This is a genomic window from Comamonas sp. JNW, from assembly GCF_003105075.1.
GTDB lineage: Bacteria > Pseudomonadota > Gammaproteobacteria > Burkholderiales > Burkholderiaceae_C > Comamonas > Comamonas squillarum.
Window position 1 is genome coordinate 203,125 of the sequence record NZ_QETI01000006.1, and the last position, 15,892, is coordinate 219,016.

At 64.3% G+C, this 15,892-nt stretch carries 12 protein-coding genes; 6 read left to right on the forward strand and 6 right to left on the reverse strand.

Annotated elements, in window-relative coordinates:
* Window positions 1-168 precede the first annotated feature (168 nt).
* Both thiC and DCO45_RS11295 read left to right on the forward strand, forming a co-directional pair.
* On the forward strand, window positions 169-2,103 hold the full coding sequence (gene thiC, locus DCO45_RS11290) for a phosphomethylpyrimidine synthase ThiC (RefSeq protein WP_116925919.1): 1,935 nt from the start codon (window positions 169-171) through the stop codon (window positions 2,101-2,103).
* 139 nt (window positions 2,104-2,242) lie between these two features.
* On the forward strand, window positions 2,243-2,908 hold the full coding sequence (locus tag DCO45_RS11295) for a nitroreductase (RefSeq protein ID WP_116925920.1): 666 nt from the start codon (window positions 2,243-2,245) through the stop codon (window positions 2,906-2,908).
* Window positions 2,909-2,926: 18 nt separating this feature from the next.
* On the opposite strand, the gene DCO45_RS11300 is transcribed toward DCO45_RS11295, so the two are convergent.
* Complete coding sequence (locus DCO45_RS11300; RefSeq protein ID WP_116925921.1) at window positions 2,927-3,610, reverse strand: YitT family protein; 684 nt, start codon at window positions 3,608-3,610, stop codon at window positions 2,927-2,929.
* A gap of 173 nt (window positions 3,611-3,783) precedes the next feature.
* Complete coding sequence (locus tag DCO45_RS11305) at window positions 3,784-5,001, reverse strand: ABC transporter substrate-binding protein (protein ID WP_116925922.1); 1,218 nt, start codon at window positions 4,999-5,001, stop codon at window positions 3,784-3,786.
* A gap of 316 nt (window positions 5,002-5,317) precedes the next feature.
* Here DCO45_RS11305 and DCO45_RS11310 point away from each other — a divergent pair, with 316 nt between their 5' ends.
* Window positions 5,318-8,473 (forward strand): IPTL-CTERM sorting domain-containing protein, encoded by a 3,156-nt coding sequence (locus tag DCO45_RS11310; protein ID WP_165841180.1) that lies wholly within the window; start codon window positions 5,318-5,320, stop codon window positions 8,471-8,473.
* A 326-nt stretch (window positions 8,474-8,799) separates the two neighbouring features.
* Here the strand turns inward: DCO45_RS11310 and DCO45_RS11315 are convergent, their stop codons facing one another.
* The 3 genes from DCO45_RS11315 to yjgA all read right to left on the reverse strand — a co-directional run bounded on the left by DCO45_RS11315 (window position 8,800) and on the right by yjgA (window position 11,613).
* Window positions 8,800-10,008, reverse strand: a complete 1,209-nt coding sequence (locus tag DCO45_RS11315; protein WP_116926008.1) for a multidrug effflux MFS transporter — start codon at window positions 10,006-10,008, stop codon at window positions 8,800-8,802.
* Window positions 10,009-10,307: 299 nt separating this feature from the next.
* Window positions 10,308-10,904 carry a molybdopterin adenylyltransferase gene (mog, locus tag DCO45_RS11320; protein WP_116925924.1) on the reverse strand — a complete coding sequence of 199 codons (597 nt, stop codon included), beginning with the start codon at window positions 10,902-10,904 and terminating at the stop codon, window positions 10,308-10,310.
* Window positions 10,905-10,926: 22 nt separating this feature from the next.
* Window positions 10,927-11,613, reverse strand: coding sequence for a ribosome biogenesis factor YjgA (gene yjgA, locus DCO45_RS11325; RefSeq protein ID WP_116925925.1), 687 nt, complete (start codon window positions 11,611-11,613; stop codon window positions 10,927-10,929).
* An 80-nt stretch (window positions 11,614-11,693) separates the two neighbouring features.
* Here yjgA and pmbA point away from each other — a divergent pair, with 80 nt between their 5' ends.
* Window positions 11,694-13,094 (forward strand): metalloprotease PmbA, encoded by a 1,401-nt coding sequence (gene pmbA, locus DCO45_RS11330; protein WP_021028588.1) that lies wholly within the window; start codon window positions 11,694-11,696, stop codon window positions 13,092-13,094.
* Window positions 13,095-13,214: 120 nt separating this feature from the next.
* Entirely contained in the window at window positions 13,215-13,922 is a 708-nt protein-coding gene (locus tag DCO45_RS11335; protein ID WP_116926009.1) for a riboflavin synthase subunit alpha, read from the forward strand.
* 179 nt (window positions 13,923-14,101) lie between these two features.
* Here the strand turns inward: DCO45_RS11335 and tam are convergent, their stop codons facing one another.
* Window positions 14,102-14,863, reverse strand: coding sequence for a trans-aconitate 2-methyltransferase (gene tam / locus DCO45_RS11340; RefSeq protein WP_116925926.1), 762 nt, complete (start codon window positions 14,861-14,863; stop codon window positions 14,102-14,104).
* 98 nt (window positions 14,864-14,961) lie between these two features.
* On the opposite strand from tam, the gene DCO45_RS11345 reads away from it, so the two are divergent.
* On the forward strand, window positions 14,962-15,891 hold the full coding sequence (locus DCO45_RS11345; RefSeq protein ID WP_116925927.1) for a LysR family transcriptional regulator: 930 nt from the start codon (window positions 14,962-14,964) through the stop codon (window positions 15,889-15,891).
* Window position 15,892: the final 1 nt, after the last annotated feature.

The following is a 15,892-nucleotide window of genomic DNA, read 5'->3' on the forward strand; positions in this document are numbered from 1 at the left end:
CGCCATGGCCAGCCAACAGCGGCCACGGCGCAACGCACAGCACGGCCGGGCCGGGGTGTAGTCGATGGGCGTGTTGCGGCCAAGCAGCCATGCCTGGCGTGTTGGAACAGAAGAGGGCCGGCACGTCTCGGAGCGTTCGATGAAATCAACCGCTTTGAGGAGACTGCCATGAACGCCCCTGAGTCCCTGTTCATCCCCGCCACCGGTGATGCCCCCGATGCCGCCCGCTTTGGCGAACTGCTGGCCCAATCACGCCAGCCTTTTCCTGCGTCGACCAAGTCTTACCTGGCCGGTGCCATCCACCCGCAGCTGCAGGTGCCGGTGCGCGATATTGCGCTGACCAACGGAGAGCAGGTCAGCGTCTACGACACCTCGGGCCCCTACACCGACCCGGCCGTGGCCATCGATGTGCGTCAGGGCCTGCCCGCGCTGCGCGCCGAATGGATCGCCGCGCGCGGCGACAGCCACTACTATGTGGGGCGCCAGCGTGTGGCGCTTGATGACGGCAGCAAGCGCGGCGAAGAAGACCTGCGCGTGGCCCAGCTGCGGGCCGAGGCCGCCGCGCTGCAGCGCCAGCCGCGCCGCGCCAAGAGCGGTGCAAATGTGACCCAGATGCACTATGCGCGCAAAGGCATCATCACCCCCGAGATGGAGTATGTGGCCCTGCGCGAGAACGGCCGCCGCGAATGGATGGCCGAGTACCAGCGCGATGCTGCGCGCGAGGCGCGCCTGGCGGGCAACAGCCTGGGCGCTGCGATCCCCAAGATCATCACGCCCGAATTTGTACGCGACGAGGTGGCGCGGGGCCGGGCCATCATTCCGGCCAATATCAACCACCCCGAGATCGAGCCGATGGCCATTGGCCGCAACTTCAAGGTCAAGATCAATGCCAATATCGGCAACTCGGCCGTGACCTCGAGCATCGAGGAAGAGGTCGAGAAGCTGGTCTGGGCGATCCGCTGGGGCGCGGACAATGTGATGGACCTGTCCACCGGCAAGAACATCCACACCACGCGCGACTGGATCGTGCGCAACTCGCCGGTGCCCATTGGCACGGTGCCGATCTACCAGGCGCTGGAGAAAGTGGGCGGTGTGGCCGAGGACCTGACCTGGGACATCTTCCGCGACACCCTGGTGGAGCAGGCCGAGCAGGGCGTGGACTATTTCACGATCCATGCCGGCGTGCGCCTGGCCTATATCCACCTGACGGCCCAGCGCCGCACCGGCATCGTCTCGCGCGGAGGCTCCATCATGGCCAAGTGGTGCATGGCCCACCACCGCGAGAGCTTCCTCTACGAACATTTCGAAGATATCTGCGACATCATGAAGCAGTACGACGTGAGCTTCTCGCTGGGCGATGGCCTGCGCCCGGGCTGCGCCTCGGACGCGAATGACGAGGCCCAGTTTGCCGAGCTGGCCACCTTGGGTGAGCTGACCCAGCTGGCCTGGAAGCACGATGTGCAGACCATGATCGAAGGCCCGGGCCATGTGCCCATGCACATGATCCAGGCGAACATGACCGAGCAGCTCAAGCACTGCCACGAGGCGCCGTTCTACACCCTGGGCCCGCTGACCATCGACATCGCGCCGGGCTATGACCATATCGCCAGCGCCATCGGTGCGGCGATGATCGGCTGGTTTGGCACCGCCATGCTCTGCTATGTGACGCCCAAGGAGCACCTGGGCCTGCCCGACCGCGATGACGTCAAGCAGGGCATCATTGCCTACAAGATTGCCGCGCACGCAGCCGATGTGGCCAAGGGCCACCCGGGGGCCCGGGCGCGTGACGATGCACTCAGCCAGGCGCGCTTTGACTTCCGCTGGGAGGACCAGTTCAACCTGGGGCTGGATCCGGACACGGCCCGCGCCTTCCATGACGAAACCCTGCCCAAGGACAGTGCCAAGGTGGCGCATTTCTGCTCGATGTGCGGGCCCAAGTTCTGCTCGATGAAGATCACCCAGGAGGTGCGCGAGTTTGCCAAGAACCAGGGCGTGGCCGAAGAGCAGGGCATTGCCGTGGGCATGCAGGCCAAGGCGGCGGAGTTCAACCGGGCGGGGGGCGATTTCTACATCCCGATCGCCAGCGACACGACGGCCAGGTAAGTACGCGGCGGGCGTTGACCCCATGCGGCCACCACCCGGTGGCCGCATTGGCGCCTCGGTGTCAGCAACATTTGCTGCGCTGCACTAAACTGCGGACTGCCATCTGCCAGCCTCTTTCAACGCCAGAAAGCCCTTTGCCATGAACGTCACGCAAGCCATGCAAGAGCGCCGCTCGGTGCGCGCCTTTTTGCCCAAAGCTCCCTCTGCCCAAGCCGTGCATAGCCTGATCGCCGATGCGGCCCAGGCGGCATCGGGCGGCAACCTGCAGCCCTGGCGGGTGGTGGCGCTGGCGGGCCATGCGCTGCATGAACTGACCGATGCCATTGCAGATGCGCAGCCGCTGCCCGAAGGCGGCAACAACTACACCTACCCGCCCAATCTCTGGGAGCCGTATCGCACGCGCCGCTTCAAGAACGGTGAGGACCTGTACAAGACTATCGACATTCCGCGCGAGGACAAGGCCGCGCGCCTGGAGCAGCTGGCTAAAAACGGCCGCTTCTTTGGCGCCCCGGTGGGCCTGCTGGTATTTGCCGACGAGCGCATGGGTTATGCGCAGTGGGTGGACCTGGGCATTTACCTGCAGTCCCTCATGCTGCTGGCCACCGAGCGCGGCCTGGCCACCTGTGCCCAGGGCTACTGGCGCCGCTATGGCGACACAGTGGAGCGGGTGCTCAAGGCGCCAGAGCCTTACCGCGTGGCCTATGGCATTGCGCTGGGCTATGAAGACCTGACGGCGCCGATCAACAGCCTGCGTGCCGACCGCGCACCCTTTGGCGACTGGGCGCAGATGCGCGGGTTTGACTAAAGCGGCTCAACGGCCGAATCAGACCGCGATATAGCGGTCCTTGCGGTGGTTCATCGCGACGATCAGGTTCAGGATCACGGCGCCTGCAATCGACCAGGCGACCGACACGGCCGGAACCAGCCACAGCGCGAACGCCACGATGAGGCAGTCCAGGCCCATCTGCACCTTGCCAGCCGACCAGCCATGGCGCTCCTGCAGGTAGAGCACCAGAATGCCAAAGCCGCCCAGGCTGACCCGGTGGCGGAACAGAATCAAAAAGCCTGTGCCCAGCAGCACACCGCCAAGGATGCCAGCCAGCGGCTGGGACACATAGGAGATGGCCAATAGCGCTGGCAGCAGCTCGGTGAGCCAGGACGTGGCCACTACCGCGATAAAGGTCTTGACCACAAAGGCAGTGCCCATGCGCTTGGCAGCCAGCCAGTAGAACGGCAAATTCAGGCAGAAGAACAGCAGGCCCAGATCGGTGCCGGTGGCGTAGTGCCCCAGCAGCGCAATGCCGGCAATGCCGCCGGTCAGCAGCCCCGCGCTCTTGTACAGCACCAAGGCGGTGGAGATCAGCAAGATGCCGACCGCCATCGCAATGCCATCCTCCAGCCAGGAATGGCCGGATGAGCCGGTCTTGAGCGCCCAGCGGAATTTGTCGGAGGTCAGTTGGCTCACGCGCGCAAAGCCTGCGCTGGCAAAGAGGCGGTATCGGGTCATGGGAAAAGGGCAAGCAAGAGTCCTGCCAGCTTGGGGCGCAGCGCATGCCCCCATTCTGACCAGGCGCAAGCAAAGGGTGAGATAGCCCTCAAATATAGGGCTAACCCTTATCCCTCAAACCCTGCCAAGGATTGGCGCAGCCCGCCTGCAGGCTGCTTTCCCAGTTCAGTCGCTTACTTCCAGATCGGGCACTGGGCCTCTTGCTTGCTGGCAAACAGCGTCTCGCCCGGCAGCGCCTTGATCAGCTTGAACGAATCATGCTTGCCCTTGGACTCCTCAGGCGTCTTGACCTGCAGCAGGTACATGTCGTGCACATAGCGGCCATTGGGCTCGATCTTGCCCTTGCCGAACATGTCGTTGAGCGGCATCGATTTGAGCGTCTGCATCACCTTGTCCGCGTCCAGGCTCTGCGCCTTTTCCACGGCCTTGAAGTAGCTCATCGCCGAGGAGTAGTCGGAGGCCTGCAGCGAGGTGGGCATTTTCTTGGTGCGGGCGTAGTAGCGGTCGGTCCAGGCGCGGGCCTCGGGCGAGCGGTCCCAGTACCAGCTGTCGGTGAACATCAGACCACCGGCGAGCTTGAGGCCCAGGCTCTCGACCTCGTTGGCAAACACCATCAGCGCCACGGGCTTCATCTTGGGGGTGATGCCAAACTCGCGCGCGGCCTTGAGCGCGTTCATGAAGTCACCACCGGCATTGGCAAAGCCCAGGATCTCGGCCTTGCTGGCCTGCACCTGCACCAGGTAGGACGAAAAATCGTTCGCATGAAAAGGCGCGCGCACCGATTTGACGATCTGGCCGCCCTGGGCCTGCACCACGTGCGTCACATCGGCTTCCAGGGTGTGGCCAAAGGTGTAGTCGGCTACCAAGAGCGCCCAGGTCTTGGCGCCTTGCTCGGACACTGCACGGCCCGTGCCGCGCGCAATGGCCGTGGTGTCGCTGTTGTAGTGCACCCAGTACGGCGAGCACTGGCTGCCCGTCAGGTTGGAGGAGTAGGCGCCATTGATCAGCAGCACGCGTTTTTTCTCATTGGCCACCTGGCCCATCGCCAGCGCCGTCGCCGTATTGGTGCCGGCAATCAGCAGCTGGACATCCTGGGTGTCGACCCATTCGCGCGATTTGGTCGAGGCGATATCGGCCTTGTTCTGGTGGTCGGCCGACAAGAGCTCAATCGGGCGGCCCAGCAGCTTGCCGCCAAAGTCTTCAATGGCCATCTGGATGGCGGTTGCGCCGCCTTTGCCATCGCCGTCCGAATACTGGCTGGACATATCCGTCAGGAAACCCAGGCGCACCGGCGCTGGGGCCTGTGCCTGGGCCGTTCCGGTGATCGCGCAGCAGGCGAGGGCACAGGCGCTGAGCGTGGGCCGAAAGCGCAGGGAGGTTGGGGTGGGCATATGAGACTCCTTTGTTATGGGTTGCTTTGGTTTTGCAACACCCATGCTAAGAGCAGATGCCAGATGGCGACAGGGTGAAAACGGGCGCAGCCCAGCGCGTTTGTCACCCACGTTACCGGCCCGCCAGACCAGGTAGATATTTGAGAGTTAGATAAATACAAATGCATACCAAATAACACATAGATATTTTTGTCCGCAGGGCATGCTGGCTTGAGAGTGGAGGTGTCAAATTTTTTCATCAGGATGTCACCCGCCGTTGCAACACTTCCGCCTTTCTTTTGGGATCCCTATGCGACGCTTACCCCTTGTGGCCGCCATGGCCTCTTTGCTCATCCTCACCACACAAACCACGACAGCGGCAGACCTGGCCTTGCAGACCCCCGCTGGCCAGGCGCTGGAGGCCAAGCTGGCCTCTGCTGACCCGCAAGGCCAGGTCTATGCCTCGCATGTGTTCAACGACCCGGCAGCGACCAAGCTGCCTGATGGCTGGCGCACCGCAAGCTGGAATAAGGGCACGGTGACTATCGATGCCAGCACCGGCCATCTTCTGATCAACGGCAAGGCCGATAGCACCGCGATGACGGCCGTGCTCTTGCCAGTAGCGCTGGAAAATCTATCCAACTACCGCGTGGATGTGGAGTTCAGCTTCGAGCAGCCCAACAATACCGCTCGCTGGGGTAGCGTGATGTACCGCACCTCGCCCGCTGCCAATACCCCAGCCCACGAGCCTTACTACCAGTTCGCGATTCGCCAGGCGGCTACGGCCAATAACGGCACCGAGTTTGCATTCCGCAAGGCCGGCGCCTGGTCGGTGCAGGGTACCAAGCCGTTCACCGAGGCGATCAGCGCCGCGAAGACCTACACCGCCAGCGTGGTGGTCCATGGCAACCGGGTGCGCCAGTACCTCGATGGCGCCTTGCAGCACGACACCATGCTGAGCGCCGACCTGGCCAAGGGCGGCATCGGCATGCAGACGGCCGGCCTCATCATGCGTGTCAAAAGCATCAAGGTGACCGAGCAGATCACGCCGCTGCCTGAGTTCGATATGCCCGTGGCCGTGCAGGACGCCGGCAGCGCAGCGGCAATGGCACCCACCCTGGTACAGGCGGCCCAAGGCCTGCAATCGCTGGCTGGCACCGGCGCCAGCCATGCGCTGTGGACGCTGGACAGCAGCCTCAATCTGCTTGATGCCAGCGGTGCCAACGTCGGCACGCTGGCGGCCTACTTTGCCCAGTCCAACCGCAACACCATTGCGCTGTTGCGCATCCAGGATGCAGCGACCCTGAACGCGCTGGTGACCTTCTCCGACCAAGTGCACAATCTCGCCGACCTGACCTTGCTGTCCAGCGATGTGGCATTGCTCAAGCAGGCCCGTGTGGCGCTGCCCAAGCTGCGCACGGCGGTGGATTTCAGCGAGCGCAAGCTGACCACGTCCAAGGCCGATCTGTTGACCATCGTGGGCGAGACCAACCGGGCGGGCGCCAAGATCGCGATCCTGCCCGAGGGCCTGACAACCCGCGCGTTTGTCGCCCATCTGCAGCGCCTGCTGATCACGGTGTGGAGCAATGCCGAGGCCGCAACCCCCGAGCAAGCAGCGAAGATGCTGGTCAGCGGTGTCAACGGCGTCGTCTCTGCCAACAGCGCCGCCTACGCCGATGTACTGCGCAAGCTGCCCGCCAACACCTTGCTGCGCAAGCCGCTGGTCATCGGCCACCGTGGCATGCCTAGCCGCGAGGACGAAAACACGCTGGAAAGCGCCAAGGCGGCAGTGGCTGCCGGTGCCGATGCCGTGGAAAACGACATCTACATCACCACCGACGACCACCTGGTCATCATGCATGACGACACCGTCAATCGCACCACCAATGGCACGGGCAATGTGGAGGACATGAGCCTCGCGCAGGTCAAGGCGCTGGCCACCAAGACCAAGGGCTACCAGGTGCCCACGATGCGTGAGTACTTCCAGGCGTTCAAGGACAAGCCCATCACCCATGTGATCGAGCTCAAGAGCAGCAACCCGCGCATCATTGCCCAGCTCAAGAAGGAAATGGACGAAGAGGGGGTGGCCGACCAGTCGGTTGCGATCTCCTTCATTGCCGACCAGCTCAAGCGCAGCGGCGAGCAAATGCCCGAGCTGACCGGCGGCTTCCTCAACAGCATTGCCGACAGCGCAGATGTCCCCGCCAGCGTGCGCAATGTGCTTGAGGCCACCCAGGCCAACTCCTCGACCTTCAACCCCAGCTACACCGCCATTCGTCAAAGCACGATGGAAGCGGCCAAGCACCGGGGCGTGACCTTCTGGCCATGGACCGTGAATACGGCCACTGACTTCTACAAGTACTACAGCTGGGGCACCAACGGCATCACCACCGACCACGCCTACCTGGCCAGCAACTTCCCGGTCGAGATCGCTGCCAAGCCGCAAACGGCCGCACTGGCCTTGAACGAGCCGCTGAGCCTGGGTGTGACCCTGACCACCCAACTGCGTGCGCAAAGCGATGCTACCGCCACCGAGCTGGTGTACCTGGGTGGTACCGCTACGGCAGTGCCCGATGGCAAAGGAGGCCTCAGCTTCAGCAGCGCAGGCACGGCCATCGTCATGCCCGGCTATCGCTACCAGATGGATGCCACCTACAGCTATGTGATCATGGGCCAGCCGCTGACCCTGGTGGTGGGCGATGGCAGCGATGGCGTGGTGGGCACACCCAATGCACCCGCTGCCGGTAATGTGAGCTGCAGCAGCGCAGTGCCCGGCCAGACCAGCACCTGCGCCGTGGTGCCCCAACCGGGCTACCAGCTGGTGGGCCTGGCGGCAGACAGCACCTGCCCGGCTGGCCAATGGAATGCCGACCAAACGGCCTACACCACCGGCACGATTGCAGCGCAGTGCCAAGTGCGTTTTGACTTTGCGGCCAAGCCCGCCAGCGCATCCCTGACCCCCATCGGCAAGGACGGCGAGATGCAAGCCACCGTGCAAGGCGGCGGCACGGGCCTGTGGGCCTTTGATGCCGCGCAGGCGGTTGCCGTAAGCCCGGCAGCGGCCGCGCCCAGTGGTCTGAGCTTTCCGTTTGGCGTCGTCAGCCTGCAGCTGACCGGCGGCCAGCCAGGCCAGAGCGCCACGGTGGAGATGACCTACCCGCAGGCGCTGCCGGCCAATGCCAAGTACTACAAGTTTGGCAAGACCGCCGACAACAACCAGGACCACTGGTATGCCTACCCCAACGCCACGATCAGCGGCAACAAGGTCGTCCTGACTCTCACCGACGGCCAGACCGGCGATGACGACCTGCTGGCCAATGGCGTCATCCGCGATCCGGGTGGTGTGGCCGTGCTCGCCGATGACCCAGGCAACCCTGGCACCCCTGGCGCTACCGCCACCCCCGTGCCTACCTTGGGCCATGCAGCGCTGGCGCTGCTGTCAGGTGGCATGGGCTTGCTGGCCTGGCGCCGCAAGCGCAAGGCGCTGCTCTGATAGCGAGTCTTTGATGGGTATTTGACCGCCAGTGGCGCCTTGGGGTGCCCTGGCGGTTTTTTTTCTATTTCTGGCTGCGGATGGCGCACCATGGGCGCAGTCAGGTGTTTCGAGGACATTAGATTTTGGCTAGCTATATACATGCGCTTGCGCTGATGCTGCCATTCCTTCACAGCGATGTGAAGCGGATGTTTTGGCCTACAGAAGACTAAATTCAGATAATCCTTCCGTTCCTCTTAAAAGGCGGAACTTGGCTATCTCTGCGGGACACTCAGCGGATCAAAACGTCAGTTGTAAGGGGCAGGGCGCACAGCGCCCTCAAGCCCTCAAGCCACCTGCCCCAGCCCCCGTGCATCCGGCATGCGCGATGCCCAGGCAAACACCGCCATCCCCAGCAGCACCGTCACCGCCAGGCCCAGCGCCAGCAACAGGCCGCTGTGAAAGAGCTGCGGCGCCACCAGGCCCGAGATGATGGTGAAGACCATCATCTGGCTAAAGCCCTGCAAGGACGAGGCCAGGCCGCGCATCTGGGGGAAATGGCCCATGGCTTCCAAGGTCAGGATGGGCATCAGCTGCGAGATGCCAAAGGTGTAGAGCGTGATCGGCAGGACGGCCCAGGGGACGCTGGGCTGTTGCGTCAGGCTGTTGTAGAGCAGGTTGCTGGCGCAGGCGATGAGCAGGCAGGCATAGCCGATGCGTTTTTGCACGGTGGGCGGAATGCGGCGGGCAAAGAGGCTAGAGACGGCCGAGCCCAGCATGGTGCCGGCGATCAGCGGGATGAACAGCCAGCCCAGCGCAGTTTCGTCCTTGCCCAGGATGGTCATCACAAACTCGGCAGCGGAGCTGATGTAGATGGAGTTGGCACCGGCCATCAGCGCCAGGCCGATGAGCATGGTGCGGAATTTGCGGTTGCGCAGCGCCTGCAGGTAGTTGCCGGCAATGACGCGCAGCTTCAAAGGCGTGCGGCGCTCGGGCGGCAGCGTCTCGGGCAGCTGGCGCCAGATCAGCAGTGCCAGCAGCGCGCCAAAGCCCGAGAGGAAATAGAAGCTGTAGCGCCAGCCACCATGGCTTTGCAGCCAGCCGCCCAGCACGGGCGCCAGCGCAGGGGCCAGGCCAAACACCATCATCACCAGCGCCATCATGCGCTGCGCCTCTGCTCCCTGGTGCTGGTCCTGCACCATGGCGCGCACGATGACCATGCCCGAGCCGGCGCACAGGCCCTGCACCAGGCGCATCAGCACCAGCGATTCGATCGAGCCGGCAAAGGCCGCTGCCAGCGAGGTGATGCAATAGCCGATGGCCGAGACCATCAGCACGCGGCGGCGGCCAAAGGTGTCGCTGAGCGTGCCGTAGAACAGCATGGTGCTGGCCATCGCAAAGACGTAGACGCTCAGCGTCTGCTGCACCGCTATCGGCGTGGCGCCAAATTCCTGCCCGATGGCATGGAAAGAGGGCAGGTAGGTATCGATGCCCAGCGGACCAATCATGGTGCACAGGGCAAACAGCAAGGTGAGCGTAACGGGTGACTTTTGCATGGGGCGCTGGGCGCTGCCCTGGGCCGCAATCACAGCAAGCGCTGCCTGGCACTGCGGGGCAAAGGCTTGGATGGAGGAAGAAGCGGGTGGGGGCTAAGGCGCCGAAATGAAGAACCACCGCCTCTCAGAAGAGGGGAGCGGCAAAGTGGCAAGCAAGCATTTAACCAAAAAATGCCGCAGCCTGTGCCAGCTGGCGGCGCCGCCGCAAAGAGCTGGGACATTGGCCGGCTGCAATGCAAAGAGCGCGAAACTGTGTACACATTTCGCGCTCTGGGCGGGGTATCGGCGTTGTTGAGCGTTTAGCCCGCGCTGGGGCGCTCGGCGCCCTTGGGGCGAAATGCCTTGCAGACCGCTTCATCGGTCTGCAGATAGGGGCCGCCAATCAGGTCCACGCAGTAGGGCACGGCAGCAAAGATGCCGGGCACCTGCTGCTGGCCATCGGCGTCCTTGAGCCCCTCCAAGGTCTGGGCAATCGCCTTGGGCTGGCCGGGCAGGTTGATGACCAGGCTGCTGCCCCGGATGACGGCCACCTGGCGCGACAAAATCGCGGTGGGCACAAACTGCAGGCTGATCTGGCGCATTTGCTCGCCAAAGCCGGGCATCACCTTGTCGGCCACGGCCAGGGTCGCTTCGGGCGTCACATCGCGCGGCGCGGGGCCGGTGCCGCCGGTGGTCAGCACCAGCGCGCAGCCCGCGTCCACCAGCTCGATGAGGGTCTGGCTGATCAGTGCCTCTTCGTCGGCAATCAGGCGGGTCTCGTACTGCAGCGGGTTGCGCAGCGCGCGGCCCAGCCAGTCCTGCAGCGCAGGAAGGCCCTTGTCTTCGTAAACGCCGGTGCTGGCGCGGTCGCTGATGGAGACCAGGCCAATCTTGACGCTGTCGTAGGTGTTGCTCATGGCCTTATCCCTTGCGCTGCCATCAGGCCTGGTCATCGTCGTCATCGCCGTCTTCGGGCGCATCGGCGCTGCTGCGGCTGGCGCTGTGGGCGGCCATCACATGGTCGCGCACCAGCTGGAACAGCTCACGGTAGGCGCGGCCCTTGCGGGGCGCCTGGCCGGTCGATTCCTGCACATTGGCCTCATGGGCGCCGGGCATGTCCTTGCGGGCCTGGCGCACCAGCGAGCGCAGCTGCTGAATGTCGGTATCGGGAGCCTCGTTGATCCACTGGGCGACGGCATCGTCGCTGACGATCATGCGGTCGCGCCACTGCTCGGCCGCATGCAGCAGAGCCTTTTCCAGGCTGGAGCCTTCCTTTTGCTCGGACAGTGCGGCATTGATGGCGGCAACTTCGCTGTCTTCGAGCTTGCGCATCAGCTTGCCGATGTACTGCATCTGGCGGCGCTTGCCCTCGAAATTGGTGATGCGCTTGGCTTCGGCCAACGCGTTGGCCAGAATCTCGGGCAAATCCAGGCGCTTGAAGAGATCGCTGCGCAAGGTCAGCAGCTCTTTGCCCAGGTCTTGCAGCTCATCCATCTCCTTTTTCAGGTCGGATTTGCTCGACTCGGTCGTGCCTTTGAGCTCGGCCTTGAGTTCGATATCGAGCTCGCTGCCTTCGGCCACGAACTTGCCGCGAACGAAATAGCCTTTTTTGGGTTTGCGTGACATGGTTAAATGCTTTTGTTCAAAAGGCCATCGCCCGGCGCAGTGCCTGGGCGATGGCGGTTATCAGTATCATAGCGGGCAGTATGAATAAATCCGTATCCAGCTCTAACAGCCAAGGCGATGCCAAGGCTGAGTCCGGCTTCAGCTACAGCCGCGCATTTTTCAAAGATCTCGTCGAGCAGGCGCTCTCGCATGCCAAAAAACTGGGGGCCAGCGACGCCGGGGCCGACGCCTCCGAAGGCTCCGGTCTGTCGGTGAGTGTGCGCAAAGGCGAGCTGGAGACGGTGGAGCGCAACCGGGACAAATCACTGGGGGTGACGGTCTATCTGGGCAAACGCCGTGGCAACGCCAGCACGTCTGATTTCTCTGCCCAAGCAGTGCAGCGCACCGTGCAGGCGGCCTATGACATTGCACGCTTCACCGCCGAGGACCCTATCGCAGGTCTGCCCGACGCAGCCGACATTGTGCCAGCAGCCGAGCACCGTGCGCTCGAGCTATTCCATCCTTGGGCCATTGACAGCGAAGCGGCGGCCCAATTGGCGCTGCAATGCGAGGCAGCGGCCTTTGCCACCGACAAGCGCATCACCAACAGCGAAGGCGCCGGTGTCTCGGCCCAGCAAAGCCATTTCTACAGCGCCCATACCAATGGTTTTGCCGGCGGCTATGCCAGCTCGCGCCACAGCCTGTCGGTCGCGCCGATTGCCGGCAAGGGTGCTGACATGCAGCGCGATGCCTGGTACAGCAGCATGCGCCGTGCGGGCGACCTGGCCGATCCGGCCGTCGTGGGCCGCTACGCTGCCGAACGGGCGCTGTCGCGCCTGGGCGCACGCAAGATTGCCACCACCGAATGCCCGGTGCTGTTCGATGCACCGCTGGCTGCCGGCCTGGTGGGCTCGCTGGTGCAGGCCATCAGCGGTGGCGCGCTCTACCGCCGCAGCTCCTTCTTGCTGCATTCGCTGGGCAAGAAGGTGTTCCCCAAGCACATCCAGCTGATCGAAGACCCGTTCATCATCGGCGGCAAGGGCAGCGCGCCTTATGACGACGAAGGCGTGCGCGTGGCCAAGCGCTCGGTGATCGAGGACGGCAAGGTGGCCGGTTATTTCCTGTCCACCTATTCGGCCCGCAAGCTGAGCATGCGCACCACCGGCAATGCCGGCGGTGCCCACAACCTGCATTTCTACTCGACCAAGACGCGCCCTTCGGACGACCTCAATGCCATGCTGCAAAAGCTGGGCACGGGCCTGTTTGTGATCGAGCTGATGGGCCAGGGCGTGAACCCGGTCACCGGCGACTACTCGCGCGGCGCCAGCGGCTTCTGGGTCGAAAACGGCCAGATCGCCTTCCCGGTCGAGGAGATCACGATTGCCGGCAACCTCAAGGACATGTTCAAGGGCATCGAGGCCGTGGGTGCCGACGAGTACAACGCCGGCTCCAAGACCTTGGGCAGCATCTTGGTCAACCGCATGAAGGTGGCAGGGTCCTGATCCCGCGCCTTTCAATAGCTTCCAGCCCGCTCAGAGCCATCCAATCCAGGGGCGGCGGGCGGGTTTTGTTTTTTGAGTGAGCAGCTGGCTAAGGCTGGCCAGCGCCGTAAGGAGTGGGCTGTGTTTACCGGCATTATTCAGGCAGTGGCGCGCATCAGCGCGATCGACGACCAACCGGGGCTGCGGAGCTTTACCGTGGCCTTTCCCAAGGGCTTTTGTGAAGACCTGGCGATAGGAGCGAGTGTCTCGCACGACGGCGTGTGCCTCACGGTGACCGAGCTGCTGGACGCCAGCCATGCCCGCTTTGATGTGATGCAGCAAAGCCTGAACATCACCACCTTGGGCGCGCTGGAACTGGGCTCGCCGGTGAATGTGGAGCGCGCAGCCAAGGATGGCGCCGAGATTGGCGGCCACCCGCTGTCGGGCCATGTGGACTTTACCGGCACCCTGGCGCAGGTGCGCCAGTTCGACAACAACCATGTGATGCGCGTGGCGGTACCCGAGGCTTTTCGCCGCTATGTGTTTGCCAAGGGCTATATCGCCATCAATGGCGCCAGCCTGACCGTTGCTGAGGTGAATCGCCAGGAAGGCTGGTTCGAGGTCTGGCTGATTCCCGAGACCTTGCGCATGACCGTGTTTGGCGACAAGCGCGCTGGTGACCGCCTGAACATCGAGATCGAGCGCAGCACCCAGGTCGTCGTCGACACCGTTCGCGAAGCGGTGGACGAGAGCCTGGGCCAACTCAAGCCCCTGCTCGAAGCGCTGCTGCGCGAAAAGGGCTTGAGTCTGGACGACCTGGTCACGCCGCCGCAGTTGCCCAAGGCTTGATGGCCAAGACGTGGACAGGGGTCCTCTGCATGACCCTCGCCCAATGGGATGGACGTGGATCGGGATGAGACGCAAGGCGTCTTTTGCAGTCGAGCCGTAGCTATTGACAAGGAAGACAACGCAGCGGATCGCCCGAGACCGCGTTCAGACCACGGCAGGGAGTTGTGTGCAGAGGATCCCTAGCGGGTGGCGACGATAAAGATCCGGGGGAAGGGCAGCAGCACCGTGCCGCTGGGCAGCGCCGGGTAGGCCTGGCGGATGGCGGCCCGGTAGTCGGCCAGGAACTGCGTCTTCTCCGGTGCATCGAGCTGCGCCAAGAACGGGCGCAGCGCCGAGCCCTTGAACCATTCCACCACCGCCTCGTGGTTGGCCAGCGGGTGCATATAGGTGGTGCGCCAGGCATCGACCCGGCGGCACAGCGGCTGCAGCAGCGCGTAGTACCAGTCCAGGCTGTGGCGGTCCGGGTGGCGCACCGCACCGATGCGCGAGGCCCAGGGGCCTTGCGCGGCCACCTCGCGCGCCAGCACATGGGCGGGCTCTTGCAGGTTGTCGGGCGTCTGCACCGCCAGGCTGCCGCCAGCGCGCAGTTGCTGCAGCAACTGCGGGTAGAGGCGGGCATGGTCGGGCAGCCACTGCAGGCTGGCATTGGCCAGGATCACATCGACGGCCGGCGCTGCCTGCCAGTGGCCAATGTCGGCCAGCGCAAACGGCGTCTGCGGCAGGCGCTCGCGCGCGGCGCGCAGCATGTCCTCGTCATTGTCCAGGCCGGTCACGGCCGCTTCGGGGTAGCGCGCCTGCAGCACCTCGGTGGAGTTGCCGGGGCCGCAGCCCAGGTCGATCGCGGTCTGCACCTCGGTGTTCGGAATGGCGGCTACCAGATCGCGCACGGGACGGGTGCGTTCGGCTTCAAACTGGCTGTATTGCTGGGCGGACCAGGTCATGGGGTTCTCCTTGTGTGGTGCTGGGCACTGTAGTGCGCTTTACCCATGCTGACAAATACGCTATAAAAACCTTATCCATACTTTTGAGGTATTGCTGGATGGAGCTGAGACATTTGAAGGCCCTGGTCTGCATTGCCGAATGTGGCAACCTGACCCGGGCTGCGCAGCAGCTGGGCATGCAGCAGCCGCCGCTGACGCGCTTGCTGCAGCAGTTGGAGGCGGAGATGGGCACGCCGTTGATGGAGCGGCTGCCCCGAGGCATGCGGCCCACCGCGGCTGGCCTGGCGCTGGTGCAGGAAGCGCGCATGGTGCTGGCCCGGGTGGCGGCCATGGCCGGCCTGGTGCAGGATGCCGCCCAGGGCGGGCTCGGCCATGTGGCCATTGGCTTTACCAGCTCGGCAGCGCTCCACCCCTTGGTGGCACAGGTGCTGCGGGCTTTCAGGGCCCAGTGGCCGCGCGTGAAGGTCACCCTGGAGGAGTCGGGCTCGGGCGAGCTGCTCGAGGCGCTGCTGGCGCAGCGCCTGCATGCGGCACTGGTGCGCTCGGCCTGGGAGGCGCAGCCCAGCCTCAGCAGCCGCCTTTTGCTCAGTGAGCCGATGGTGGTGGCCGGGCCGGCCGGGCATGCGCTGATGCAGTCCAAACGCGCCTTGCCGCTGGCGCAGCTGCGGGGCCAGCCGCTGGTGCTGTACAAGCGGCCTGCGGGCCCCGGCCTGCACGATGGCATTGTGGCCGCCTGCGTGGGCGCGGGCTTTCATCCGCAGGTGGTGCAAGAGGCCCCGCGCCTGACCGCCACCCTGAGCCTGGTGGCCGCAGGCCTGGGTCTGAGCATTGTGCCGGCCTCGCTGCAGCAGCTGCGCGGCGACGGGCTGGCCTACCGGCGGCTGAGTGCTGCGCCCGGTCTGGTGGCGCCGCTGATCCTCGTCAGCCAGCGCCGCCCTGAGGCCCAGGCCCGTGTGCTGCTCCAGCACCTGGGCAGCATTCTTGACCAGGAGCTGGGCCAGCAGCGCGCACGCAAGGGAGTGGCCTGAG